Below are 23,034 nucleotides of genomic sequence, written 5' to 3'. Positions count from 1 at the left end.
CAGGACTACCGGAACGCCCGCAGCCGCAGGCTGTTCGTCACCACCAGAACCGAGGAGGCGGCCATCGCCGCGCCCGCGATCATCGGGTTGAGCAGCCCGGCCGCCGCGAGCGGAATCGCCGCGACGTTGTAGCCGAACGCCCAGATGAGGTTCTGCCGGATGATTCGCAGCGTACGCGCGGACAACCGCAACGCGGTCGGAACCGTGGAAAGGTCGCCGCGCACCAGCGTCACGTCGCCGGCCTCGATGGCGGCGTCGGTACCGGTTCCCATGGCCATGCCGATGTCGGCGGTGGCCAGGGCCACCGAGTCGTTGACGCCGTCGCCGACCATGGCCACGCGTCGTCCCTGGGCCTGCAGGGCCGTGACGGCATCGGCCTTGTCCGAAGGCAACACGTCGGCGATCACGTGGTCCGGGTCGATCCCGACCGCACCAGCCACCACGCGCGCCACCGCCGCAGCGTCCCCGGTGAGCAGCATCGGGGTGATCCCCATGGCCTTGAGCTCCGCCACCGCGGCCGCGCTGGTAGGCCGCACGGTGTCGGTCAGGGTGATCGTCCCGCGGGCCCGACCGTCCCAGGAGACCTCGACGGCCGTACCGGCCTGCTGGGCAACGGCCGAGCGGGCCACATCGACCCGCACACCGTCCACCAATCCGGTCACCCCGTGGCCTGGGCGGCTGGAGAACTCACTCACCGGCGCGATCGGCAGGCCGGCGGCTTTGGCCCCGGCGACGATGGCCGCCGCGATCGGATGCTCGGAGGCCGCTTCGACGGCGGCGGCGCGCGCCAACACCGTGTCGGGAGTCTCGCCCTCACTGACTGTCAGGCCGCCGACGGACATCACGCCGGAGGTGACGGTGCCGGTCTTGTCCAGCACGACGGTGTCGATGTCGCGGACGCTCTCCAGAACCTGCGGATTCTTGATCAGGATGCCCAGCTGCGCGCCGCGGCCGGTGCCGACCAGGATCGCGGTCGGTGTGGCCAGCCCCAGCGCGCAGGGGCAGGCAATGATCAGCACGGCGACGGCCGCGGTGAACGCCGCCGCGGCCGATTGCCCCGCCAGCAGCCAGCCGGCGAGGGTGGCCGCAGCGATCACCAGCACCGCAGGCACGAACACCGCCGATACCCGGTCGGCCAGTCGCTGGATCGACGCCTTGCCCGCCTGGGCGTCGGTGACCAGCTTGGCCATCCGAGCCAGCTGGGTGTCCGCACCCACCTTGGTGGCACGGATCCGGATCAGTCCGGTGGTGTTGAGCGAGCCGCCCAGCACCGGATCACCGTCGGCGACATCCACCGGCAGCGACTCGCCCGTCATGGCCGAGGTGTCCAGCGCCGTAGTGCCGCCGACGACGACGCCGTCGGTGGCGACCCGCTCTCCCGGGCGCACCACGATCACGTCACCGACTCGAAGGTCGGCGATGGGCACCCGGACCTCGGTCAGATCGTCGTCATCGCCGCGCAGGACAGCAGCGTCTTTGGCCCCGAGTTCGAGCAGTTCCCGCAGTGCGGCACCGGCCGAGCGTTTGGCGTGGGATTCGGCGTAGCGTCCGGCCAGCAGAAACACCGTGACCACGGCGGCCACCTCGAAATACAGGTGCCCCGCCCCGGTGAGGACCGCGACCGCCGACCACAGGTAGGCCGCACAGGTGCCCAGTGAAACCAGGGTGTCCATGGTGGCGGCCCGATGGACTGCGGTGCGTAGCGCAGCGCGGTGGAATGGATAGCCGCCCCATGCCACGATCGGCGTGGTCAACGCGAACACCAGCCATTGCCAGCCGCTGAATTGCCAGGGCATCACCATCGACAGCGCCACCACGGGCACAGCCAGCAGGGCCGAGCCGATCAGCCGGGTTCGCAACTGGCCGGCCGGCACATCGGCGTGCTCAGCGGAGTGTTCGTGAGCGGCACCGGCCACGGCGGCCTGATAACCGGCGGATTCCACGGCGCGCACCAGGTCCTGGGCCGAGACGTGGGCCTCGTGCTGGACGTGTGCCCGTTCGATGGCGAAATTCACCGTCGCGCTGACTCCGTCCAGCGCGTTCAATCCGCGCTCCACCCGCGCCGCGCACGACGCACACGTCATTCCCCGCAGTGTGAGATCGGTGGTGGTCACCTTGACGATGATACCCCCGTGGGGTATTCGACCCCGGTGCCGCGGGCGGCCCGGCGCAACCGCGCGATACCGACCACGGCGAGCACCCCGGCACCCGTCGCCCACACCCCCGCCAGCAGCAACATCTGCGGGTGATAGCTCACCGAACTGGTCTCCGGTTCGCCGCTGGTGACCGGCGCGACCAGCACCAGGTACCGCACCTGCGACCAGCTGACCGCGCAACCCACCGCGGCCGCAACGGCGGCGGCCAGCTCGACAAGGGCCCGGACGATCGCAGTGGTCCTCACCAGGGCGACCCGTCATCGATGTCGGTCTCGGCAGGTCCACCGGGAGAGACGGTCTCGGGAATCAGCTCGCTCAGCGCGGCACGCAGCCTGCGGTGGTCGCGCGCCCACGCCTGTACCGTGCGTCGCCCGGTCAACCGCAGACCGATGCCCATCCGGCGTCGGGGGACTCCGCTCAGCTCACCCAGCGCTCGGGATTCCTGCCACTTCTGCAGCTGCGACTTGCCCCAGCCGGTGGGCCGCTCCGCCTCGGGGTAGATCGCCAGAATGTCGGCGACCCGAATGGTCTCGGTGCCCTGCCGCAGCGTCTCTTGTGAGAGTTCGACGGAGGTATGGATCCGTGCGGCCTTCACCTGAATGGCCAGCATCAGCGAGACCAGCACCAGCAACACCATGGGCACCAGGGGCTGAAATCCGAAGCCACTGGAGTTCTGGATGACCAACAGGAGCCCCGCGGAGATCGGACCGAACAGCACCCAATACCAGCTGGCGCCGCGCTCGAGGAACAGCGGCGCGGTGTGCGCGTGAGGTTCAGTCATGTCGGGTCAGCCTAACGCGGGCACGACGCCGCGGGCGCGCGGCGGTAAAGACCACGCAGTTTGACCTTTCTTAGGTTGCAGGCCAGTACCTGGGGCTATATTCCGTCTGCATATATGTTCTACACAGGTTTTCCATACCTTGGAGATGAGCACCGCCGATGATGCGTCGCAATGGCTCCGCCGCCGATCGCCCCCTACGCACCTTGGCCAGCGGCTTTGTCGCGACCACGGGCGCGTTCCTGACATTCGGGTTGGCCCCGCTGGCCACCGCCCCCGCAGCACAGGCCGACTTCGATGATGCGATCGAGGCAGTGATGGCGCCTTTCCTGGACGCCACGACCGGCGGCCTCGATTGGGAGGCGGTGTTGTCCCCCACGGCCTGGGACACCTTCCTGGCCCCCACGCATTGGGACAACGCGCTGGGTGAACTGAGCGGCTCTGCCCTGGCCGGGCCCGCGCTCGACCCAAATACCTGGCTGCTCCAGTACGTCTACACCCCGGTCCACGACGTCCTCGAAGTCGGGATCAACAGCGACCTCGGCCGACTCCTCACCGACCTGATCAACAGTCCCTCGCAGCTCCTCACCGGCCGCCCCCTGATCGGCGACGGCGCCGACGGCACCGTCGAGAACGCCAATGGCGGCGACGGCGGATGGCTGTTCGGCGACGGCGGCAACGGCTGGAGCAACACCGAAGCCGGGGGCATGGGTGGCGCCGGTGGCAACGCCGGCTTGTTCGGCAATGGCGGTGACGGTGGCGCCGGCGCAGACGGCGGCCTGGGCGGCAACGGTGGTGACGGTGGCAACGGCGGCTGGCTGATGGGTATCGGCGGCCTCGGCGGCAACGCCGGCGACGGCACCTACACCGGACCCGGCGACCTACCCGCGCTCGGCGGCGCCGGCGGCAACGCCGGCCTCCTGCTCGGCGCCCACGGCGACCACGGCCAGTTCGGCGTCCTCGACGGTGCACCGGCAGCCGTCGCGGGGATCAGCACCGCGGGCACCTGGTTCATCGATGCCGATGGACGGGTCCTCGTCATGCACGGGTTCAACGAGGTCTACAAGATTGCGCCGTATGAGCCGTCGGCAGGCGGCTTCGACGAAGACGATGCAGCGTTCCTGGCCGCCAACGGATTCAACTCGGTACGGCTGGGGGTCATCTGGGCGGGAGTGGAGCCGCAACCCGGAGTCATCGACTACAACTACCTGGCCTCGATCGACCAGACCGTGCAGATCCTGGCCAGGTACGGCATCGTCAGCATCATCGACTTCCACCAGGACGACTACAGCCCGGTCTTCGGCGGCGAAGGCGCGCCGGAGTGGGCCACCCAGACCGGCGGGCTGCCCAACCCCGACTTCGGCTTCGGGCTCAACTACCCGCTGAACCCCGCCCAGAATCACGCCTGGGACATGTTCTGGTCCAACGCCAAAGGCCCCGACGGCGTGGGATTGCTGAACCACTACGCGCGGATGACCCAAGCTGTCGCGGACTATTTCAAGGACGACCCGAGCATCGCGGGCTACGAGATCATCAACGAGCCGTGGGCCGGTTCCTCTTGGCTGTCAACGATCTTCGGCAATTCCTACTATGAGGCCCAACAACTGACCCCGTTCTACAACCAGGTGAGTGCGGCAATCCGCTCCGTTGACCCCACCACTCCGTTGATCTACGAACCGAGCGCCCTGTTCAACCAGTCGTTGCCCACGCAGCTCGGTGAGGTCGACGACCCGCACGGTGTCTTCGCATTCCACGACTACTGCATGTTGAACGTCTTCGGCTCCATCTTCATGCCGTGGTGCCCCGACTACATCGAACTCGTTGCCAGCAACGGCGAGGCGTACACCAGCAAGTACGGCGTCCCGGGGCTGGTCTCGGAATTCGGCTCCGCGAACGGCGCAGCCGAGATCAGCCAAGTGATGAATGCCTCGGACCAGCGCATGTGGGGCTGGTCGCAGTGGGCCTACAACGGCGTTCCCGCCATCACCGGCACTGCTCCGGGCAATGCGCTGGTCTTCGACCCGAGCAAGCCACCCGTTGGCGACAATGTCGATTGGTCCAGGTTGGAGGTCTCGTCGGCTCCCTACGCGCAGGCCGTCGCCGGCACGCCGACCTCCTGGTCGTTCGCCGCTGGCACCTACCAGCTCAGCTATTCCACCGAAATGGCCGACGGCACCGGTCACTTCGCCGCCGGCAGCCAGACCCAGATCTCGGTACCGCCCATCCAATACCCGGACGGCTACCAGGTGAGTGTCACCGGCGGGCACATCGTGTCCGCGCCGGGAGAACCGATTCTGATCATCGCCTCGGACGGCCCCGGCACCGTCAACGTGACCGTGACACCCGCGACAGGCGGCGCGCCCGGGTCGCCGTGACTCGTGGGATAACCCGCGATGTTCCCGGAACTGCTGAACGCGGACAGATCGAGCGACCGGTCTATGGTTAGCCCCATTGAGATCAACACCCGCAAGTTGGGTTACTTCGTGGCGGTTGCCGAAGAGTTGCACTTCAGCAAGGCCGCAGCACGGGTTCATCTGGCCCAGCAGGCCCTCAGCCGCCAGATCAAAGAACTCGAGAACCAGGTCGGCGCGAAGCTACTGGAGCGCACCACCCGCAAGGTGACCCTGACTCCCGCCGGTGAAGCCTTCCTGGAAGGAGCGCGCACCGCGCTCGCAGCCCTTGAAGAGGCTGCAGCTACCGCCCGACGGGCCGAGCGCGGGTTGGCCGGCACGCTGCGGTTGGGCTACGTCCCCGGTGCCGCACTCGAGCTGACGCCGTTCATCTTGACCGAGTTCGGCGAACGCCACCCAGGTGTCGTAGTTGAGATGCAGGAGTTCCCGGTTCACGACTCGTCGGCAGGGCTGGCGTCGGGGGCCACCGACGTGGCATTCGTCCGACTGCCGAAGGGCATACCCAACATCGAGACCGAAGTCTTGTTCGTCGACCCGGTCGTGGCGATGGTGCCGAGCTCGCACCACCTCGTCGGGCGAGTTTCGGTGTCCGCGCGGGAACTCGTCGCCGACCCGATCACCAATGGGGACACCCTTGACGAGGCTTATCGCGCGTTCTGGTGTCTGGACGCGGCACGCGACGAATCAACCAGAGCCCGCCTCGTTCCCATCAACTCGATCACCGAGGAAGCACAACTAGTCGCGGCCGGCGCAGCTATCGCGGTCACCAGCACAGTCGTCATGCACCACATGCCGATGCCCGGAGTGGAATTCCTGGAGATCAACGACTGGCCCGGCTCGGCGATCGCCCTCGGCTGGCACCGCGACGAACGCTCTCCCTTGGTCGCCCAGTTCCTCGACGTTGCGCTCTCGGTACGGGACCGGGAGACCGAGCTCGTCCACACCATGGAGAGCAGGCCTACGACCACCTGAATTCATAACGTCGGCGTTGTCAATGACGCGACGGTTAGGTGTTTCCGTTCGCGGTTGATATTGATCAGCATTGATGCAGGGAATTATTAGAATTCCTGCTCAGGGTGTTGCCTACCTGAGAAATTTCGTCGCCAGGGGTGTCGGCAATGACTCGTCAGCGTTTCGCCATGCGAACTCACCGGTTGTGTCGGGCTCGGACACGACGTCGCTTACTCAGCGTCAGTGCCAGTGCCGGCGCGTTGCTGACGTTCGGCTTGGCACCACTGGCAGCCCCGGCGGCCTGGGCCGACATCGATGACGCGATCGACGCCGCCATCGCCCCCTTCTTCGACACCACCACCAACACCCTCGACTGGGACGCGGTGCTCTCCCCCACCGCCTGGGACACCTTCCTGGCCCCCACTCACTGGGACGGCGTGCTGGCCGAACTGGGTGCCCTCGCGGTGCCCGGAGCGGCCAGCTTCGACCAGGCAGACCTGGCTGATTGGCTGCAGCAGTACCTCTACACCCCGATGCACGACGGCATGCAAGCGTGGATCACCAGCGACTTCGGCAAATCGGTCAACGACGTGATCAACACGGCGTTCAGCTCGCTGGTGATCGGCAACGGCGTCGACGGAACGGCAGCGATCCCCAACGGCACCGCCGGCGGATGGCTGTTCGGCGACGGCGGCGCAGGCTGGGACAGCGCCGAGGCCGGCGTCGCCGGCGGTGACGGCGGCGCGGCCGGGCTCTTCGGCACCGGAGGGGCCGGCGGTGACGGCGGCGCGGGCGCCGTCGGTGGCCACGGCGGTGACGGCGGATGGTTGATCGGCGTCGGCGGCGACGGTGGCGACGGCGGCAGCAGCGACAGCGGTGTCGGTGGCTATGGCGGTGACGGCGGTAGCGCGATCGGACTGTTCGGGATCGGCGGCAACGGCGGCGATGCCGGTGATGGCCTGTACACCGGTGGCCGCGAGCTGCCCGCCCTCGGCGGAGCCGGCGGCAATGGCAGCTCGCTGCTCGGCGCCCACGGCACCCACGGCGAGTTCGGCTCCCTCGAGGGCGCGCCACCCGGCGGCGTCTCGGATCTGGGCACCACCGGCGCCTGGATCACCGACAACGACGGCCGAGTCGTCGTCCTGCACGGATTCGGCGAGGTGAACAAGCGGGCACCGTTCTTCCCAGCCGCTGAGAACGAGGGATTCAGCGATCAAGACGCGGCACTGCTGGCCGCCAACGGCTTCAACGTGGTGCGGGTGGGCATCCTCTGGGAAGGGGTGGAACCCCAGCCCGGCGTCATCGACTACGACTACCTCGCCGCAATCAACCAGACCATTCAGACGCTGGCCAACCACGGCATCTACACCGTGCTCGACATGCACCAGGATCTTTACGCTGCCGGACTCGGGGGCCCGATGGGCTACGGCGACGGCGCCCCGGATTGGGCGGTGCAGACCGGTGGGATGCCCGATCCCGACACCGGCTGGCCGTGGACCTACGCGCTCAACCCGGCGGAGAACCACGTCTGGGATGCGTTCTGGCGGAACTCCGACGCACCCGACGGCGTCGGGCTGCAGAACCACTACGCGCAGATGTGGCAAGCCGTTGCGCACTACTTCAAAGACGACGCCCATGTCGTCGGTTATGAGCTGATGAATGAACCGTGGGCGGGCTCGACGTGGCTGTCGACCATCTTCGGCAACGCGTTCTTCGAGGGCCAGCAGCTGACCTCGTTCTACGACCAGGTGGCCTCGGCGATCCGATCCGTCGACTCGACCACCACGCTGTACGTCGAGCCGAGCACGCTGTCCGGCAACTTGCCGATCCCGACGTACCTGGGCGAGGTGGACGACCCGAACGTCGTCTACGCGTTCCACGACTACTGCACCATGACGGCCCTGCTGGGCACCGACTTCGGCTGCTCACTGTGGGAGACGATCGTCCAGGGCTACGCCGACGCGTACGCGTCCAAATACGACGTCCCAGTGGCGATCACCGAATTCGGTGCATCCACCAACACCGGCTCGATCACCGACACCATGACCGAGGCCAACCGGTACGGGTACAGCTGGATGTTCTGGGACTACACCCTGATTCGCAACCACGACCTGCACACCCCGATATCCGAAGACACCGTCGACTATGCGACCTTGACCACGCTGGCCCAGCCGTACCCGCTGGCGGTGGCCGGCACCCCGGGGGCCTGGTCATTCGCGGACGGCACCTTCAATTTCAGCTACTCGACCGAGATAGCTAGTGGCTCGGGACACTTCGACGCCGGCACCCAAACCGAGATTTCGGTCCCGACACTGCAATACCCCGACGGCTACCAGGTCAGCGTCACCGGAGGACACGTCGTCTCCGCGCCGGGCGCCCCGGTCCTCGTGATCGCCTCGGACAGCGGCGCGAGCGCCGTCACCGTCACCGTCACCCCCGCAAGCTAGGAGATACCCGCCACCATGACAGACCGCATGAGCAGCCGGACGGTCGGATTCACTGCTGCCACAGGCGCATTCCTGACGTTCGGCCTGGCACCACTGGCCAATGCACCGGCAGCCCAGGCCGACTTCGACGATGCGATCGAAACAGCCATGACGCCATTCCTGGACGCGGCAACCGGCGACCTCGACTGGGACGCAGTGTTCTCACCGGCCGCCTGGGATACCTTCCTGACCCCCGCGCATTGGGACACCGTCCTGACCGAACTGAGCGGTACCACCGTGGCCGGCCCTGCGGTCGCCGACCCCAACACCTGGCTGCTGCAGTACTTCTACACCCCGATCCACAACGGCATCGAAGACTGGATCCACAGCGACCTTGGCCAACAGATCAACAACGTCATCAACCAGCCGTTCATCGACCTCACCGGCCGCGCTCTGGTCGGCGACGGCGTCGACGGTGACCCGTTGCACGTCAACGGCACCGACGGTGGGTGGCTGTTCGGCGATGGCGGCAAAGGCTGGGACAGCGCCGTAGACCACACCCCCGGTGGTAACGGCGGACACGGCGGACTGTTCGGCATCGGCGGAGCCGGCGGCGACGGCGGTCTCGGTGCTTCCGGTGGTGCCGGCGGCGCCGGTGGGGTGTTGATGGGGATCGGCGGGGTAGGCGGTGACGGTGGTGACGGCGACCTCGGCTACAACGGCGGTGCCGGTGGGGCCGGCGGCGACGGCGGCGACGCGACCGGCTGGCTCTTCGGCCTCGGCGGCAGCGGCGGGCATGGCGGCGACGGCGCCGAGGGCGGTGCCGGCGTCTCCGGCGGCCATGGGGGCGATGGCGGCAGTGCCACCGGGCTATTCGGCAGCGGCGGCCTAGGCGGCGACGCCGGAAACGGCGTCTACGACGGCCCGCGCGATCTACCCGCCCTCGGCGGGGCCGGTGGCAGCGGCGGCCTGTTCGGCCTCCACGGCGATCACGGCCATTTCGGCACGCTCGACGGCGCCCCGCCCGGCGGCGTCTCCGACATCAGCACCGCCGGTAGCTGGCTGGTCGACGGTGACGGACGGGTCGTCATCTTGCACGGATTCGGCGAGGTGGTGAAAGACCCGCCGTTCTACCCCGCCGCCGAAGGGTTCAGCGACGCCGACGCTGCCCTGCTGGCCGCCAACGGCTTCAACGTGGTGCGGCTCGGCATCATCTGGGCCGGGGTCGAACCCGAACCCGGCGTCTACGACTACGAATATCTGGACCTGATCAACCAGACCGCGCAGACGCTGTCCAACCATGGCATCCGCGTCGTCCTCGACATGCACCAGGACAACTACGGCACCACCTTCTGGGGCGATGGTGCACCCGCGTGGGCTGCGCAAACCGGCGACCTGCCCAACCCCCACACCCCGTTTCCCTTCCGCTACATCATGAGCCCCGCGGAGAACTACGCCTGGGATGCGTTCTGGACCAACGCCGACGGACCCGACGGCGTCGGGCTGCAGAACCACTACGCGCTGATGTGGCAAGTCGTGGCGAACTACTTCAAAGACGACGCCAACGTGATCGGATACGAACTCATGAACGAGCCGTGGCCGGGCTCGACCTGGCTGTCGACGATCTTCGGCAGCTCGTTCTTCGAAGGCCAGCAGCTGACCCCCTTCTACAACCAGCTGGCTTCGGCGGTCCGGTCCGTTGACCCGGCCACACCGCTGTACATCGAACCCAGCGTCCTGTCCGGCAATCTTCCGATACCCACCTACCTGGGCGAGGTGGACGATCCGCGCGTCGTCTTCGCGTTCCACGATTACTGCACCACAACGGCTTTCATGGACAGCAACTTCGGCTGCTCACTGTGGGAAACCATCGTCCACGGCAACGCCGACGATTACGCGTCGAGATACGACCTACCTGTGGCGATCACCGAGTACGGCGCAACCACCAACGCCGGCTCGATAGCGGACACCCTCAACGCGGCCAACCGCTACGGCTACAACTGGATGTTCTGGGACTACACCATGCTCCGGTACTGGGACCTGAACCAGCCGATGACCGAAGAGAACATCAACATGGACCTCCTGACGCAACTGTCCGAGCCGTACCCGCTTGCGGTTGCCGGTACCCCGGACTCCTGGTCGTTCGACTCGGCCGGCTCTGGCACCTTCCAGTTCAGCTACTCCACCGAGATGGCCAGCGGTACAGGACACTTCGCCGCCGGCACACAGACCGAGATCTCGGTGCCGGACATCGTCTATCCAGACGGCTATCAGGTCAGCGTCCTTGGCGGTCACGTCGTCTCGGCCCCCGGAGCCCCGATCCTGATCATCGCCTCGGACGGCCCCGGCACCGTCAACGTGACCGTGACGCCCGCGGGCGGCGGTTCGTAGACCGAGCTACCGGGTGAAGTAGGCCTGGGCCTCGGAACGGTGCAGCAGGAAGGTTCCCGCGGCGATCAGCACCGATCCCACGATGCCGGTGGTCGCCATGATCACGGCCACCGCGGGCCGCGGATCAGCGGTGGTCAGCCCGCTGACCGTGTACACGATCGCGGCGATCCCGCCGCCGGTCAACACCGTGCGCGCCCAGCGGTACCCCGAGCGCATCAACATCAGAAAAGTCGCCACCAGCACGCCGAGTACCAGCGCCATCAGTCCGACAACCGCGTAGGTGACCACCGTCGGCGGGAGCTCCGGGGCGCTGAGCAGACTCACCACATAGCCGCACGTCATCAACGGCAAGGCCACCAGCCACAGCCAGAAGCCCGTGTCGACATCGACAGGGCGCCCGGGCAGGGGCTCCGCCGGGGATCGCGGCGGCTCGAGTGGAGCGCTCACGCCAGCCAGTCGGCCGCTTCGGCCGCCCAATAACTCAGCACGATGTCGGCGCCTGCTCGCCGGATACCGACCAGGGACTCCAGCGCGGCGGCCCGCGCATCGATCCAGCCGTTGGCCGCGGCCGCCGCGATCATCGCGTACTCGCCGGACACCTGGTACGCGGCGACCGGAACCGAGGAGACCGCGGCTGTCGCTGCGATCACGTCGAGGTAACCCATCGCGGGCTTGACCATCACGATGTCGGCACCTTCGGCGAGGTCGAGATCGACCTCCCGCATCGCCTCGCGGGCATTGCCGGGCTCCTGCTGGTAAGTGCGGCGATCGCCCGTCAAGGTAGAGCCGACCGCGTCACGGAAGGGACCGTAGAACGCCGACGCGAACTTGGCCGCATAGGCCAGGATCACCACGTCACTGTGCCCAGCGGAATCCAGGCCGTCGCGGATGGCGGCCACCTGGCCGTCCATCATCCCGCTCGGACTCACCACGTGAGCGCCGGACTCTGCCTGGGCCAGCGCCAGTTCGACATAGCAGCGCAGCGTGGCATCGTTGTCCACCCGGCCCCGATCATCGAGCACGCCGCAGTGTCCGTGATCGGTGAATTCGTCCAAGCAGGTGTCGGCCATCAACACGGTGGCATCGCCGAGGTCAGCCGACAGGTCGCGCAGCGCGACGTTGAGCACCCCGTCGCGATCCGCACCCACCGATCCGACGCGGTCTTTGTCTGCCTCCGCGGGAACTCCGAACAGCATCAGACCGCCCACACCTGCCGACACCGCTTGGGCCGCCGCCGCGCGTAGTGAATCACGGGTGTGCTGATACACGCCCGGCATGGACGCAATCGGCCGCGGCTCGTCGATGCCGTCGGCCACGAACATCGGCAACACCAGATGCCTTGGCTCCAGAGATGTTTGAGCCACTAAGCGGCGTAGTGCCGCAGTAGATCGCAGCCGGCGCGGACGCTGCCGAGGAAACGCCATCAGCGACGAGCCCCATGCGCGTTGACTCTGCGGTCAGGGCGAAGGCTAGTCGCACTTCGTCGCCCTGCGTGCAGAGTCAACGCAGGGTGGATCATCGCCTGCGGCTCTTCTTACGCGGTGGCGGCAACGCACCCTCGGCCCGCAGTCGCGCCGCGTGCTCGGCCAGTGCATCGACCAGGGGACCAACTGCCGCGGTCTCCGGCTGCACGTCTACCCGCAGCCCGAATTCTGCTGCTGTCTCAGCGGTCTTGGGTCCGATGCAGGCCACCAGGGTGCGGGCGTGCGGCTTGCCGGCGATGCCGACGAGGTTGCGGACCGTCGAGCTGGAGGTGAAGCAGACCGCGTCGAACCCACCGGTCTTGATCATCTCGCGGATGTTGGCGGGCGGCGGAGCGGCCCGCACGGTGCGGTAAGCGGTGACGTCCTCGATCTCCCAGCCCCGTTCCCGCAGGCCTTCGGCCAGCGTCTCGGTGGCAATGTCCGCACGCGGCAGCAGCACCCGATTCACCGGGTCGAAAACGTCGTCGTAGGGCGGGAATTCGTCGAGCAGGCCCAGGGAGGACTGCTCGCCGGACGGCACCAGCTCAGGGCTGATCCCGAACGCCCGAACCCGCTCCGCGGTGGCCTCACCCACGCAGGCGATCTTCACACCGGAGAACGCGCGAGCATCCAGACCGAATTCGGCGAACTTCTCCCACACGGCGCGCACGGCGTTGGTCGAGGTGAACACCACCCACTGGTAGCGACCGTCCACCAAACCCTTGACGGCCCTTTCCATCTGGGCCGGGCTGCGAGGCGGCTCCACCGCGATGGTCGGAACCTCGATCGGCGAGGCGCCGTGCCCGACCAACCGGTCGCTCATTTCGGCGGCCTGGTCCTTGGTGCGCGGCACCAGAACGGTCCAGCCGTACAGGGCGCGACTCTCCCACCAGTTCAGCTTGGCGCGGCTGGTCACCGTCTTGCCGATGGTGACCACGAGCGGACCAGCCGACGTCTCCTGGCCGTTGGGCAGGATCACCGGGTCGATACCGGCCAGCGCCGCAGCGTCGGTCAGGCCGCCGAGGCTGGACTCGATCGACCGCTGAGCACAAGTGGTGCCCGACGTGGTGACCACACACGGGGTGTTGTCCGACAGGCCGTATTCGATCAGGGTGCGAGCCGCCTCAGGAAGGTGCGAGGTGGTGGCCTGCAGGATCAGCGGACCCGGAGCAGCAGCCAAGGCGGCCCAGTCCACCTGCGGGTCACGAACGTCAGCAACAGTGTGCGAAGACCCGAGCGGCAGACCTGCGTAGGTGGGCACCGCGCTGGTGGCCGGCAGTCCCGGCACGATCTCGAACGCAATGCTGGTGCGGGCCACCGCGTTCACCTCGGTGATGACCGCGTCGATCGACAGCGGGTCACCGGCTACCAAGCGCACGACATCGGCGCCGGAACGCGCCTCGGCAGCCAGGATCTTGGCGACCTCGGCCGGCTCGCCCAGCGCGGGGCGGATGTCGGGGCCACCCGGAACGGTCGCGGGAGCGCTGCCGACCGCGTCGTCAGCGGCATCGGTGCCGTCGGCCGCGTCATCGGATTTGTCCGTCTTGGGAGCCGGGGGCACCGGCCCCACGATCGGCGGCAGGTCCAGACCTACCAGCGCCAGCACCGCCTCGGGCACGTCGGGGTCGACGAACACCAGCGCGGCATTCGTCAGGGCCGTCCGCGCCCGTGTCGTCAGCAGACCCGGGTCACCAGGCCCCGAGCCGACGAACACAATGCGCCCCGGCTTGGGCTTCTGCCCACGCACGCTCACTTGGCGAGCCATTCGTTACTCCCAGTCACTTCCCCACGCACCGTTTCACCGTGCCGCCGACATGAGTTCGCGCGCACCCAACTCGAACAGTTCCGCCGCGACCGAGACACCCAGTTCCCGGGCCCGGTCCGGACTGCCGATGCCGGACGCGCGAATCACGTCGGATCCGTCCAGCGCCGCCACGCAACCGCGCAGCGACAGCTCGTCGAAGATCCGGCCTTCCTCATCGATGGACTCGACCACTTCGGCGATCGCTCCCACCGGTGCGGAACAACCCGCCTCCAGTTCGGCGAGCAGGGTCCGCTCGGCGGTGACCGCCAGGCGGGTGTCGGTGTCGTCCAACTCCGCCAGCAGCTCCGCCAATGCGGTATCACCGGCGCGACATTCCACCGCCAGCGCCCCTTGAGCCGGAGCCGGCAACATCTGTACCGGTTCCAACGTCTCGGTGACCGCATCGAGGCGTCCCAGCCGGGCCAGGCCCGCCCGGGCTACCACGATGGCGTCAAGTTCGCCGCTGCTTACCCTGTTCAACCTGCTATCTAGGTTGCCTCGTAGGGGGCGAATTTCCAAACCGAGACCCAGTGCTCTAAGCTGTGCCGCCCGCCGGGGCGAGGAGGTGCCCACCATGGCACCCGCCGGCAACTCACCCAGCACTAATCCGTCCCGCGCCACCAAAGCGTCCCGCGCGTCCTCACGCGGCGGGATGGCGGCGATCCGGAAGCGGGCATCGGGCGCGGTAGGCAGGTCCTTGTGCGAGTGCACAGCGGCATCGACTCGGCCGTCCAGGATGGCCTCCCGAAGCTCCGCGGTGAATACACCCACCCCGATGTCGACGATCGGGCCCGAGGAACGGTCTCCCTGGGTGCTGATGATGACCAACTCAGCGCGATGCCCCGCGGCCACCAAGGCATCACGAATGGTCCCGGCCTGGGTGGTGGCCAACAAGCTGCCCCGGGTACCGATGCGGATTACGTCACCCAAAACGTCTACCCGGCCGACCCGGTTTCGGCGCCGACATCGAGTCCGCCCGGCACCACTGGCAGTTCACCGGCCGTCGCGACCGCGTCCACCGCGGTCGGGTCGAGCTCGAACAACTCACGTAGCGCCTCGGCGTAGCTGTCGCCACCGGGCGAGCTGGCCAGCTGCTTGACCCGCACCGTGGGCGCGTGCAGCAGCTTGTCGACGACGCGGCGCACGGTTCGGGCCACCTCCTCGCGCTGGGCGACCTCCAGGTCCGGCAGCCGGTGATCCAGCCGCAGCAGTTCGGCGGTAACCACGTCTGCGGCGCGCTGGCGCAGCGCGGTCACGGTCGGGGTGACCTCAGCCATCCGCTGCCCGGCCAGGTACGTCGCGACCTCGCGGGCCACAATGCGGCGTGCGGCCTCGGTGTCCGACGTCGCGACCTGCGCCGACGGCTCGCGCTGGATTCGGTCCATGTCGATGACCCGCACCCCGGGCAGTCCAGCGACCGCAGCATCCACGTCGCGCGGCATACCGAGGTCACAGATCACCAGCGGCTGGGTCGCCTCGTCACGGTTGCCCCCGACCAGCGCGTGGTGCACGTCGGCCAGGGAGACGACCGGGCTGACCGCACCGGTGGAGGACACCACGATGTCGGCGCCGATCAAAGTCGCGGGCATCCGCTCCAACGCCACGGCGTCGGCGCTCACGCCGCTCTCCCGGATCTTGCGGGCCAGTCGCTGAGCCCGCGGCAGCGAGCGGTTGACCACGTGGATGTGTTCGACGCCGCCGCGCACCAGATGTGCCGCTGACAGCGCTCCCATCGACCCGGCCCCGATCACCACTGCGGTCCGGCCCAGCAGTGCGTCGTCACCCCACTGCTTTCCGGCGATGCCCAGCGCAACCGAGACCACCGAAGCGCCTGCGGCATCGATGCCGGTCTCGGAGTGCACCCGCTTGCCCACCGACAGCGCCCGCTGCGCCAGTTCGTGCAACACCCGACCGACACTGCTGTTGGCTTCTGCAGACGCGTAGGCGCGTCGCACCTGGCCCAGCACCTGCTGTTCGCCCACCACGGCCGAATCCAAGCCGCTGGCCACCGAGAACAGGTGCTCGACGGCGGCCTCGCTGTAGCGGACGTAGGCGTACTTGGTCAGGTCGGCCATGGTCATGCCGGAACGCTCGGAGAGGACCTGCCCGATCGCCGACAATCCGGCGTGGAAGGCGTCGACGACCGCATACACCTCGACCCGGTTGCAGGTCGACAGGATCATCGCCTCGGTGACGAGCGGCGATTGCAGCACCTGCTCGACGATCTTGACCTGATCGGATTCAGCGGTGCTGAGCTGTTCGAGTACCGAGACGGGGGCGCTGCGGTGCGAGACCCCGAAGAGCAGGACGCTCACGGCAATATCACCTGGCCCGCTCCTTGCTCACCTGTGAACAAAAACTTGACTCCACGGTAAAGGCTAAGTCGCTGGGCCACCAAATTCGGCGGTTCAGCGAGGCTCGACGCAGGAGAGGCGAAGCTGGGACCGCCTCATGGCCCCGCGGTTCAGCGAGGCTCGACGCAGGAGAGGCGAAGCTGGGACCGCCTCACGAACCCGCCAAATCAGCACGTAGCCGTGGCTCGTCGACCTCCCAGTAGCTGTGCTCGCGCCCGTCGAGCAGCACCACTGGCAGGCGGTCGCCGAATTCCGCCCGTGGCCCGGTGTCACCGGCTGCCGCAGCAACATCGACGTCGACCGAACGGAGGTCGAACGCAAGTTCGCCGGACAGCTTGGTCAGCTGTGTGTGCACCTGTACGCAGACCGGGCAGCCTTCGCGGGTGAGCAGTTCTACCTGGTGGCGGGTCATGGCTCCAGTGTGGCGCACGGTGGTTATGTTGTGGCTATGCCCAGCGGAAGTGCAGTGTCGATCACGAACCTGTTGTACCGCTACGCGGAGTTGATGGACGCCGGCGACTTGGACGCCGCGGCGGCGCTCTTCGCTCACGCCCGCATCAAAGCGGACCCAGTGGGCACCGTGATCCTCGACAGTGCCGGGATTCTGCAGCTGTGGCGCGGGCTCGTGACCATCCATGCCGACGGCACGCCCCGCACCAAGCATGTGATCACCAACCCGATCCTCGAGATCGATGAGGCCGCGGGGACCGCGACCTGCCGCTCCTACTACACGGTGCTGCAGCAGACCGAAGCCGTCGCCTTGCAGGTGATCGCCGCTGGCCGCTATCACGACGAATTCGAGCGCGTCGACGATCGCTGGCGATTCAGTTTCCGCGACTATTCGATGTTCGACCTCAAAGGTGATCTACGCGATCACCTGGGGGTCATCGGCGGGACTGCCGGATAGGGTTGATGGCGGCCGGAGCACCGGCCCTCAAGCCCTGCGGCGGAAGGAGTCGGGTGATGGCGTCGCCGGACCCTGCCAAACGGGAATCGACAGCCGCGGTGACCGCGCTGAGCAGCGATCCCAGTGTCGAGCGGGCGCTCGTCGACGTGACCGAGTCCGACAACCCCGCACCGATCGACCTGACCGCCGCCGCGTTCTTCGACGTCGACAACACCCTGGTCCACGGTTCCTCGATGGTGCACTTCGGCCGGGGGCTGGCCGCGCGCAATTACTTCACCTACGGCGACGTCCTCGGGTTCGTCTATGCCCAGGCCAAATTCCAGCTCACCGGCAAGGAGAACAGCGACGATGTCGCCGCCGGACGACGCAAGGCACTGGCGTTCATCGAAGGTCGGCCGGTGTCAGAGCTGGTGGATCTGGGCGAGGAGATCTACGACGAGATCATCGCCGACAAGATCTGGCCGGGAACCCGCGAGCTGGCCCAGATGCACCTCGATGCCGGCCAGCAAGTGTGGTTGGTCACCGCGACGCCCTATGAGCTGGCGGAGACCATCGCCCGGCGGCTCGGGCTGACCGGCGCGCTGGGCACTGTCGCCGAGTCGGTCGACGGGGTCTTCACCGGCCGGCTGGTCGGCGAGATCCTGCACGGACCGGGAAAGGCCCACGCGGTGCGTTCGCTGGCGATCCGCGAGGGCCTGAACCTGCGCCGCTGCACGGCATACTCCGACAGCTTCAACGACGTGCCGATGCTGTCGCTGGTGGGCACGGCGGTGGCGATCAACCCCGACGCCGCGCTGCGGGAGATGGCACGCAAGCAAGGGTGGGAGATCCGCGACTTCCGCACCGCGCGACGGGCGGCACGGATCGGCGTGCCGTCGGCGCTGGCGTTGGGGGCCGTCGGCGGGGCCCTGGCGGCGGCCGTGGCGCACCGGAACGAGCGCGGCTGAGCTGCTCGCTGATAGGCTTCCGCCGCCGAGCAGCACGGCGAGCAGAGGGGTAAACCGGCATGTCAGTACACACCGAGTCGCAGCGGATGATCGGCGCCCACTACCGGTTCCCGGACTATTTCGAGGTCAGCCGGGAAAAGATCCGCGAGTTCGCCCGCTCGGTCAAAGATGAGCACCCGGCTCACTTCGACGAAGCCGCAGCCGCCGAATCCGGCCACCAGACCCTCGTGGCATCGTTGACGTTCCTGGCGGTCGCCGGGCGTCAGGTGCAGCTGGAGATCTTCGACAAGTTCGACCTCCCGATCAACATCGCCCGGGTGCTGCACCGCGACCAGAAGTTCACCTTCCACCGGCCGATCGTGGCTGGCGACAAGCTGTTCTTCGACACCTACCTGGACTCGGTCATCGAATCGCACGGCACGGTTGTCAGTGAGGTCCGCAGCGAGGTCACCGACGAGAACGGCGAGCCGGTGGTGACCAGTGTGGTCACCATGCTCGGCGAGTCGGTCAACCAGGACGCCGACACCGAGGCCAAGACAATCGCGGCCCTCGAGGCAATGCGCGACCGGGCGCTGGGCAAGAAGTAGGCCGCTTGGCCGCTGAGATTGCGTGTGCGGCTGTGAGCACGACTTTCGCACAGCCCTGACCGCAATCTCACGGAGTGAACGCGGCTCCGCGCAGCTCAGCCGAAGAACATGTTGCGGCGACCGGCGAGCAGCCGGTACAGCGTCTGTTGAATGGTCTCGCGCACCTGATCGGTGAGCTCGAAGGTGACCATCGGGTCGTCGGCGGCACCTGCTTCGTAGTCGGTGGTCGGAATCGGCTCACCGAAGGCGATATGCCACTTGGACGGCATCGGCACCAGACCGGCCGGACCGGCCAGCGGGAACAGCGGCGTAATCGGGAAGTAGGGCACGCCCAGCAACCGGGCCAGCAGCTTGACGTCGGCGATCATCGGGTAGATCTCCTCGGAGCCGACGATCGAGCACGGCACGATGGGTGCCTTGTTGCGCAGCGCCGCCGAGACGAATCCACCTCGCCCGAACCGCTGCAACTTGTAGCGGTCCTTGAACCGCTTTCCCAAGCCTTTGTAGCCCTCGGGGAAGACGGCGGTCAGCTCGCCACCCTCCAGCAACCGGTTGGCGTCACCGGTGCAGGCCATCGTGTGACCGGCTTTGCGGGCCGTCGGGCCGATCATCGGCAGATCGAAGACCAGGTCAGCTGCGAGCATCCGCAGATTCCGGTGGTCGGGATGGTGGTCGTGCACCGCCACCGAGAGCATCAGCGCGTCCATCGGCAACACTCCGGCGTGGTTGGCGACAACCAGCGCGGGCCCCTCGACGGGAAGATTCTCGATGCCGCTGACCTCGACGCGGAACCAGTCGTTGAAGAACACGCGCAGCAACGGCAGCACGACGGCCTCGTTGAAGTGCGGATCGAACCCGAATTCGTCGACCTGGTAGTCCCCGGTGATCCGTTCACGCAGGAACGCCGCCATGGCGGCCACCCGGTTGGTGAATTCGCTCGGGGTAGGCGTTGCCGCTATCGCCGCGCCGCCGCCGCGGCGCTCGTCAAGTTCGCTGACGACGGCCGCGGCCTGCTTAGGCGAGGCCTGTTTGGACGGGCCGGCAAGCATTGATGGATGTCGCCGCACAGAGCCTGAATGCTTGTGCAGCGGAATGACTTTCGCCCTCGAATCATCCGCCATACCGTTACCCTCCCCGCACCTTGTTCACGCCAATCTCCCCCAGGCGCTGCGCTGCGCTCACCGTTCGCTGCTCCACCGAACGGACCCACTTGGGGTCAACGATCGGGCTGAGCCCTCGACCACGCACATAGTCATCGAATGCCTCTGCGGTGGTCCACTTGGTGCTGTAACCGAGCTCGGTTCGCATTCTAGTCGTGTCCATCACCCGACCAAAGCTCAGATAATCGAGCTGTTCCCGGTTGATCTCGGTGTAGTTATTCGCCCGCCGCAGTGAATCCAATGCCCACAAGCCGACCCCTGGCAACGGGATCGGAATGCGGCCCGACCGGCGAATCGCCTGCGACATCATGATGATGCCGTGCGCGCCGACGTTGAAGGTGCCGGCCTTGCCGGCCGTGGTGGCCCGCTCCAACGCGCCCAGCGCGTCTTGCTCGTGCAGCAGCTGCAGGCGAGCGTCTCGGCCGAGCACCATCGGAACCAGCGGGCCGGCCAGGTAGCGCGACAGCGCCGTGTCCATGGCCGGGCCGATCATGTTGGCCATCCGCAGGATGGTGACCGCGATGTCGGGCCTGCGCCGACCCAGGCCGCGGGCATAGCCCTCGATATCGACGCTGTCACGGGGAAAGCCCTGTGTCGGCGGTCGGCGACTCGACGTGTCCTCGGAGAACAGCACCGGGTCACGCGAGCAGGACCCATAAACCTCAGAGGTCGACTTGAGCACCACCCGCCGCACCGACGGCGCCTTCTGGCAGGCCGCGAACAACTGCATCGCGCCCATCACGTTGAACTCTTTGAGCGCAGCACCGCCGCCAGACCTCGGCACGTACGACGCCGCCGCCGCATGCACGACGGTGTCGACCTCGCTGTTTCGAATCACCTTGGCGATAAAGGGGTTGCGGATGTCGGCACGGACAAACTCGGCGCGCCCCATTCGGCGCAGCATGTCCTTGCTCGGCATCACCGCGTCCACAGCGATCACCCGATTGATCAACGGGTTCTGCGTAAGCCTCGCGGTGAGGAATCCACCCAGGAACCGGCACGCACCGGTGACCAACACAACCTTGGGGTAATGCCGGGCGTCACTTCGCGTGCCGTCACTCGGGGGTCCGGCCTCGTCCACCCCGCCAGCCTAACGGCCGCGCCGGAAAAGCAATACCGGCGATCGGCTTCGGCTTACCTGAGAGTGGACGGGCCTGAGCGGAGTTACTTGCCGAGTTTTCTGCGCTGCACGCGGGTACGGCGAAGCAGCTTGCGGTGCTTCTTCTTCGACATGCGCTTGCGCCGCTTCTTAATGACTGAACCCATGAACTCCGCTATCTGCTTCTGCCCGCGCCGACGAGTGGGCGCTGCTGAACTTGATCGACCCGATTACTTTACCCGTAGGCAGGCACGGACCGGAAAACCGCACCTGGCCGGGCCGCCAACACAGCCGACCCCGGGCGTCGCCGTGCGGCGACGCCCGGGGGGCGCTTGCGTGACGACCGGCGCTCAGCCCGCGTCGAAGAAGGACGTTTCCAGCAGGTCGTGCACCGCTTTGGCGTGCACCCGGAAAGACCGTCCCACCCGTACCGCGGGCAGCTCGCCGTTGTGCACCAGGCGGTACACCGTCATCTTGCTGACCCGCATCAGCGCGGCCACCTCGGCCACGGTGAGAAATTGTGTCGTGTCACGCGCCGAAGGCCCGTTCGCAGACGTCATCGTTACCCATTTCAATCAGGCACGTGCAGTCTCAGCGGCTTCCCCTCCGCTGCGCCCACACGCACAGACAAAAGGAGAATAGCGGGACAGATGGGGTTCCTGCGACTACTGAGGGCCAATATGTGAAAAATAAGTGAACTACTCTGATGTAATTCTTAGCTGCTCAGAGCGGGTTTTTGCCGCCTGAACGGCCCGATCCACCGAGGTCCGCAGGCCACCGGCCTCCAACTCGCGTAGTGCCGCTGCTGTGGTGCCGCCGGGGGACGTCACCATCGCTCTCAGGTAGGCCGGAGCGGTATCGATGCCCGCGGTTACCGCCCCGTCCCCGGCGCCGCGGTCGTCGAGCAGCATCTGCGCCGAACCGGCCATCGTCTGTACCGCCAGGTCGGTGGCCGCCTGCCGACTCAGTCCCGCTGCGACCCCGGCATCCACCAGCGCCTCGACCATCAAGAAGAAATACGCCGGCCCAGAACCCGACACCGCGGTGACCGCGTCCAGCTGGTCCTCCGGAACGATCGCCACCGTTCCGACGCACTCGAACAAGGCGGCCACATCGGCGACCTGCTCGTTGCTGGGAAACCGCCCCTTGGCCAGCGCGCTGGCGCCCGCCCCGACCTTGACAGGGGTGTTGGGCATCACACGCACCACCGCGGAGCCCGCGGGCAGTTTGGACTCCACGTAGCCGGTGGTGAGGCCGGCCACGATGGTCACCAGCACCTGTTCGGCGGTGTCTCCGGAGGACGCAGTGACGCTCTTGGCGAACTCCTCGATCACGGAGTCCACGTCCTGCGGCTTGACCGCGACGATCACGATGGCGGCGTTCTCCACGGCATCGGCGACCGACGTCACCAGCACCGAGTACTTCTCGGACAGCTGCCGAGCCCGCTCGCCGTAGCGTTCGGCGACCACCAAGTCCTTGACCGGGCGACCGGCAGCGAGCAGCCCCGCCAGCAACGCTTCGCCCATGTTGCCGCCGCCGATGATCGCAATTCTGGCCATGGCGACAGCATGTCAGACCGGGCGATCGCGAGCGTGGCGCA

The 23,034-nt window shown here is 67.3% G+C and carries 21 protein-coding genes; 7 read left to right on the top strand and 14 right to left on the bottom strand.

Annotated elements, in window-relative coordinates; all coding sequences use genetic code 11:
* Positions 1 to 5 precede the first annotated feature (5 nt).
* Genes G6N09_RS11000 through G6N09_RS10990 form a run of 3 tightly spaced genes read right to left on the bottom strand, consistent with a single transcriptional unit; the run spans position 6 to position 2,937 of the window.
* Positions 6 to 2,084 carry a heavy metal translocating P-type ATPase gene (locus G6N09_RS11000; protein WP_083022811.1) on the bottom strand — a complete coding sequence of 693 codons (2,079 nt, stop codon included), beginning with the start codon at positions 2,082 to 2,084 and terminating at the stop codon, positions 6 to 8.
* Positions 2,085 to 2,110: 26 nt separating this feature from the next.
* A complete protein-coding gene (locus G6N09_RS10995; RefSeq protein ID WP_407662606.1) occupies positions 2,111 to 2,401 on the bottom strand; it encodes a hypothetical protein in 291 nt (96 codons plus the stop codon).
* Positions 2,398 to 2,937 carry a transport-regulating membrane protein Mce1N gene (locus tag G6N09_RS10990; protein ID WP_083022698.1) on the bottom strand — a complete coding sequence of 180 codons (540 nt, stop codon included), beginning with the start codon at positions 2,935 to 2,937 and terminating at the stop codon, positions 2,398 to 2,400. Before G6N09_RS10990 ends, G6N09_RS10995 begins: the two co-directional genes overlap by 4 nt.
* Positions 2,938 to 3,095: 158 nt before the next feature.
* On the opposite strand from G6N09_RS10990, the gene G6N09_RS10985 reads away from it, so the two are divergent.
* The 4 genes from G6N09_RS10985 to G6N09_RS20310 all read left to right on the top strand — a co-directional run bounded on the left by G6N09_RS10985 (position 3,096) and on the right by G6N09_RS20310 (position 11,113).
* The gene (locus tag G6N09_RS10985) at positions 3,096 to 5,309 is read left to right on the top strand and encodes a cellulase family glycosylhydrolase (protein WP_234806895.1); all 2,214 of its coding nucleotides are present in this window, start codon (positions 3,096 to 3,098) and stop codon (positions 5,307 to 5,309) included.
* Between the two features lie 63 nt (positions 5,310 to 5,372).
* Complete coding sequence (locus G6N09_RS10980) at positions 5,373 to 6,317, top strand: LysR family transcriptional regulator (protein ID WP_163752768.1); 945 nt, start codon at positions 5,373 to 5,375, stop codon at positions 6,315 to 6,317.
* Positions 6,318 to 6,484: 167 nt separating this feature from the next.
* Positions 6,485 to 8,743, top strand: a complete 2,259-nt coding sequence (locus G6N09_RS20315; RefSeq protein WP_083022809.1) for a cellulase family glycosylhydrolase — start codon at positions 6,485 to 6,487, stop codon at positions 8,741 to 8,743.
* Between the two features lie 27 nt (positions 8,744 to 8,770).
* Positions 8,771 to 11,113, top strand: a complete 2,343-nt coding sequence (locus G6N09_RS20310) for a cellulase family glycosylhydrolase (protein ID WP_083022808.1) — start codon at positions 8,771 to 8,773, stop codon at positions 11,111 to 11,113.
* A 6-nt stretch (positions 11,114 to 11,119) separates the two neighbouring features.
* Here the strand turns inward: G6N09_RS20310 and G6N09_RS10965 are convergent, their stop codons facing one another.
* The 6 genes from G6N09_RS10965 to G6N09_RS10940 form a co-directional block, all read right to left on the bottom strand.
* Positions 11,120 to 11,560, bottom strand: coding sequence for a hypothetical protein (locus G6N09_RS10965; protein ID WP_083022696.1), 441 nt, complete (start codon positions 11,558 to 11,560; stop codon positions 11,120 to 11,122).
* Complete coding sequence (hemB, locus tag G6N09_RS10960; protein WP_083022695.1) at positions 11,557 to 12,537, bottom strand: porphobilinogen synthase; 981 nt, start codon at positions 12,535 to 12,537, stop codon at positions 11,557 to 11,559. Before hemB ends, G6N09_RS10965 begins: the two co-directional genes overlap by 4 nt.
* 91 nt (positions 12,538 to 12,628) lie before the next feature.
* On the bottom strand, positions 12,629 to 14,341 hold the full coding sequence (locus G6N09_RS10955; RefSeq protein ID WP_083022694.1) for a bifunctional uroporphyrinogen-III C-methyltransferase/uroporphyrinogen-III synthase: 1,713 nt from the start codon (positions 14,339 to 14,341) through the stop codon (positions 12,629 to 12,631).
* Positions 14,342 to 14,374: 33 nt separating this feature from the next.
* Complete coding sequence (gene hemC / locus G6N09_RS10950; RefSeq protein ID WP_083022693.1) at positions 14,375 to 15,310, bottom strand: hydroxymethylbilane synthase; 936 nt, start codon at positions 15,308 to 15,310, stop codon at positions 14,375 to 14,377.
* A 5-nt stretch (positions 15,311 to 15,315) separates the two neighbouring features.
* A complete protein-coding gene (locus tag G6N09_RS10945; RefSeq protein ID WP_083022692.1) occupies positions 15,316 to 16,695 on the bottom strand; it encodes a glutamyl-tRNA reductase in 1,380 nt (459 codons plus the stop codon).
* 190 nt (positions 16,696 to 16,885) lie between these two features.
* Positions 16,886 to 17,146 (bottom strand): glutaredoxin family protein, encoded by a 261-nt coding sequence (locus G6N09_RS10940; protein ID WP_083022691.1) that lies wholly within the window; start codon positions 17,144 to 17,146, stop codon positions 16,886 to 16,888.
* A gap of 36 nt (positions 17,147 to 17,182) precedes the next feature.
* On the opposite strand from G6N09_RS10940, the gene G6N09_RS10935 reads away from it, so the two are divergent.
* Genes G6N09_RS10935 through G6N09_RS10925 form a run of 3 tightly spaced genes read left to right on the top strand, consistent with a single transcriptional unit; the run spans position 17,183 to position 19,175 of the window.
* On the top strand, positions 17,183 to 17,641 hold the full coding sequence (locus G6N09_RS10935) for a nuclear transport factor 2 family protein (RefSeq protein ID WP_083022690.1): 459 nt from the start codon (positions 17,183 to 17,185) through the stop codon (positions 17,639 to 17,641).
* A 56-nt stretch (positions 17,642 to 17,697) separates the two neighbouring features.
* Positions 17,698 to 18,588 (top strand): HAD family hydrolase, encoded by an 891-nt coding sequence (locus tag G6N09_RS10930; protein ID WP_083022689.1) that lies wholly within the window; start codon positions 17,698 to 17,700, stop codon positions 18,586 to 18,588.
* A gap of 59 nt (positions 18,589 to 18,647) precedes the next feature.
* Entirely contained in the window at positions 18,648 to 19,175 is a 528-nt protein-coding gene (locus G6N09_RS10925; protein WP_083022688.1) for an FAS1-like dehydratase domain-containing protein, read from the top strand.
* A gap of 95 nt (positions 19,176 to 19,270) precedes the next feature.
* Here the strand turns inward: G6N09_RS10925 and G6N09_RS10920 are convergent, their stop codons facing one another.
* The 5 genes from G6N09_RS10920 to proC form a co-directional block, all read right to left on the bottom strand.
* Positions 19,271 to 20,296, bottom strand: coding sequence for a lysophospholipid acyltransferase family protein (locus G6N09_RS10920; RefSeq protein ID WP_083022687.1), 1,026 nt, complete (start codon positions 20,294 to 20,296; stop codon positions 19,271 to 19,273).
* A gap of 4 nt (positions 20,297 to 20,300) precedes the next feature.
* Positions 20,301 to 21,416, bottom strand: coding sequence for an SDR family oxidoreductase (locus tag G6N09_RS10915; protein ID WP_083022686.1), 1,116 nt, complete (start codon positions 21,414 to 21,416; stop codon positions 20,301 to 20,303).
* A gap of 83 nt (positions 21,417 to 21,499) precedes the next feature.
* Positions 21,500 to 21,601, bottom strand: a complete 102-nt coding sequence (locus G6N09_RS10910; RefSeq protein ID WP_003402602.1) for a 30S ribosomal protein bS22 — start codon at positions 21,599 to 21,601, stop codon at positions 21,500 to 21,502.
* A 183-nt stretch (positions 21,602 to 21,784) separates the two neighbouring features.
* Positions 21,785 to 21,994, bottom strand: coding sequence for a helix-turn-helix domain-containing protein (locus tag G6N09_RS10905; protein ID WP_024442553.1), 210 nt, complete (start codon positions 21,992 to 21,994; stop codon positions 21,785 to 21,787).
* 138 nt (positions 21,995 to 22,132) lie between these two features.
* On the bottom strand, positions 22,133 to 22,993 hold the full coding sequence (gene proC, locus G6N09_RS10900) for a pyrroline-5-carboxylate reductase (protein WP_083022685.1): 861 nt from the start codon (positions 22,991 to 22,993) through the stop codon (positions 22,133 to 22,135).
* Between the last annotated feature and the right edge of the window lie 41 nt (positions 22,994 to 23,034).

The organism is Mycolicibacter minnesotensis (assembly GCF_010731755.1).
Classification (GTDB): domain Bacteria; phylum Actinomycetota; class Actinomycetes; order Mycobacteriales; family Mycobacteriaceae; genus Mycobacterium; species Mycobacterium minnesotense.
This window is presented reverse-complemented; position numbering and strand designations above follow the sequence as displayed.

Bases quoted from the DNA above. Each gene is read 5' to 3' on its own strand.
- G6N09_RS10990 (WP_083022698.1), bottom strand. From the start codon at position 2,937: ATGACTGAACCTCACGCGCACACCGCGCCGCTGTTCCTCGAGCGCGGC.
- G6N09_RS10940 (WP_083022691.1), bottom strand. From the start codon at position 17,146: ATGACCCGCCACCAGGTAGAACTGCTCACCCGCGAAGGCTGCCCGGTC.
- G6N09_RS10910 (WP_003402602.1), bottom strand. From the start codon at position 21,601: ATGGGTTCAGTCATTAAGAAGCGGCGCAAGCGCATGTCGAAGAAGAAG.
- G6N09_RS10980 (WP_163752768.1), top strand. From the start codon at position 5,373: ATGGTTAGCCCCATTGAGATCAACACCCGCAAGTTGGGTTACTTCGTG.
- G6N09_RS20315 (WP_083022809.1), top strand. From the start codon at position 6,485: ATGCGAACTCACCGGTTGTGTCGGGCTCGGACACGACGTCGCTTACTC.
- G6N09_RS10955 (WP_083022694.1), bottom strand. From the start codon at position 14,341: ATGGCTCGCCAAGTGAGCGTGCGTGGGCAGAAGCCCAAGCCGGGGCGC.
- G6N09_RS10905 (WP_024442553.1), bottom strand. From the start codon at position 21,994: ATGACGTCTGCGAACGGGCCTTCGGCGCGTGACACGACACAATTTCTC.
- hemB (WP_083022695.1), bottom strand. From the start codon at position 12,537: ATGGCGTTTCCTCGGCAGCGTCCGCGCCGGCTGCGATCTACTGCGGCA.
- G6N09_RS11000 (WP_083022811.1), bottom strand. From the start codon at position 2,084: ATGACGTGTGCGTCGTGCGCGGCGCGGGTGGAGCGCGGATTGAACGCG.
- G6N09_RS10935 (WP_083022690.1), top strand. From the start codon at position 17,183: ATGCCCAGCGGAAGTGCAGTGTCGATCACGAACCTGTTGTACCGCTAC.
- G6N09_RS10930 (WP_083022689.1), top strand. From the start codon at position 17,698: ATGGCGTCGCCGGACCCTGCCAAACGGGAATCGACAGCCGCGGTGACC.
- proC (WP_083022685.1), bottom strand. From the start codon at position 22,993: ATGGCCAGAATTGCGATCATCGGCGGCGGCAACATGGGCGAAGCGTTG.
- G6N09_RS10925 (WP_083022688.1), top strand. From the start codon at position 18,648: ATGTCAGTACACACCGAGTCGCAGCGGATGATCGGCGCCCACTACCGG.
- G6N09_RS10985 (WP_234806895.1), top strand. From the start codon at position 3,096: ATGATGCGTCGCAATGGCTCCGCCGCCGATCGCCCCCTACGCACCTTG.
- G6N09_RS10920 (WP_083022687.1), bottom strand. From the start codon at position 20,296: ATGGCGGATGATTCGAGGGCGAAAGTCATTCCGCTGCACAAGCATTCA.
- G6N09_RS20310 (WP_083022808.1), top strand. From the start codon at position 8,771: ATGAGCAGCCGGACGGTCGGATTCACTGCTGCCACAGGCGCATTCCTG.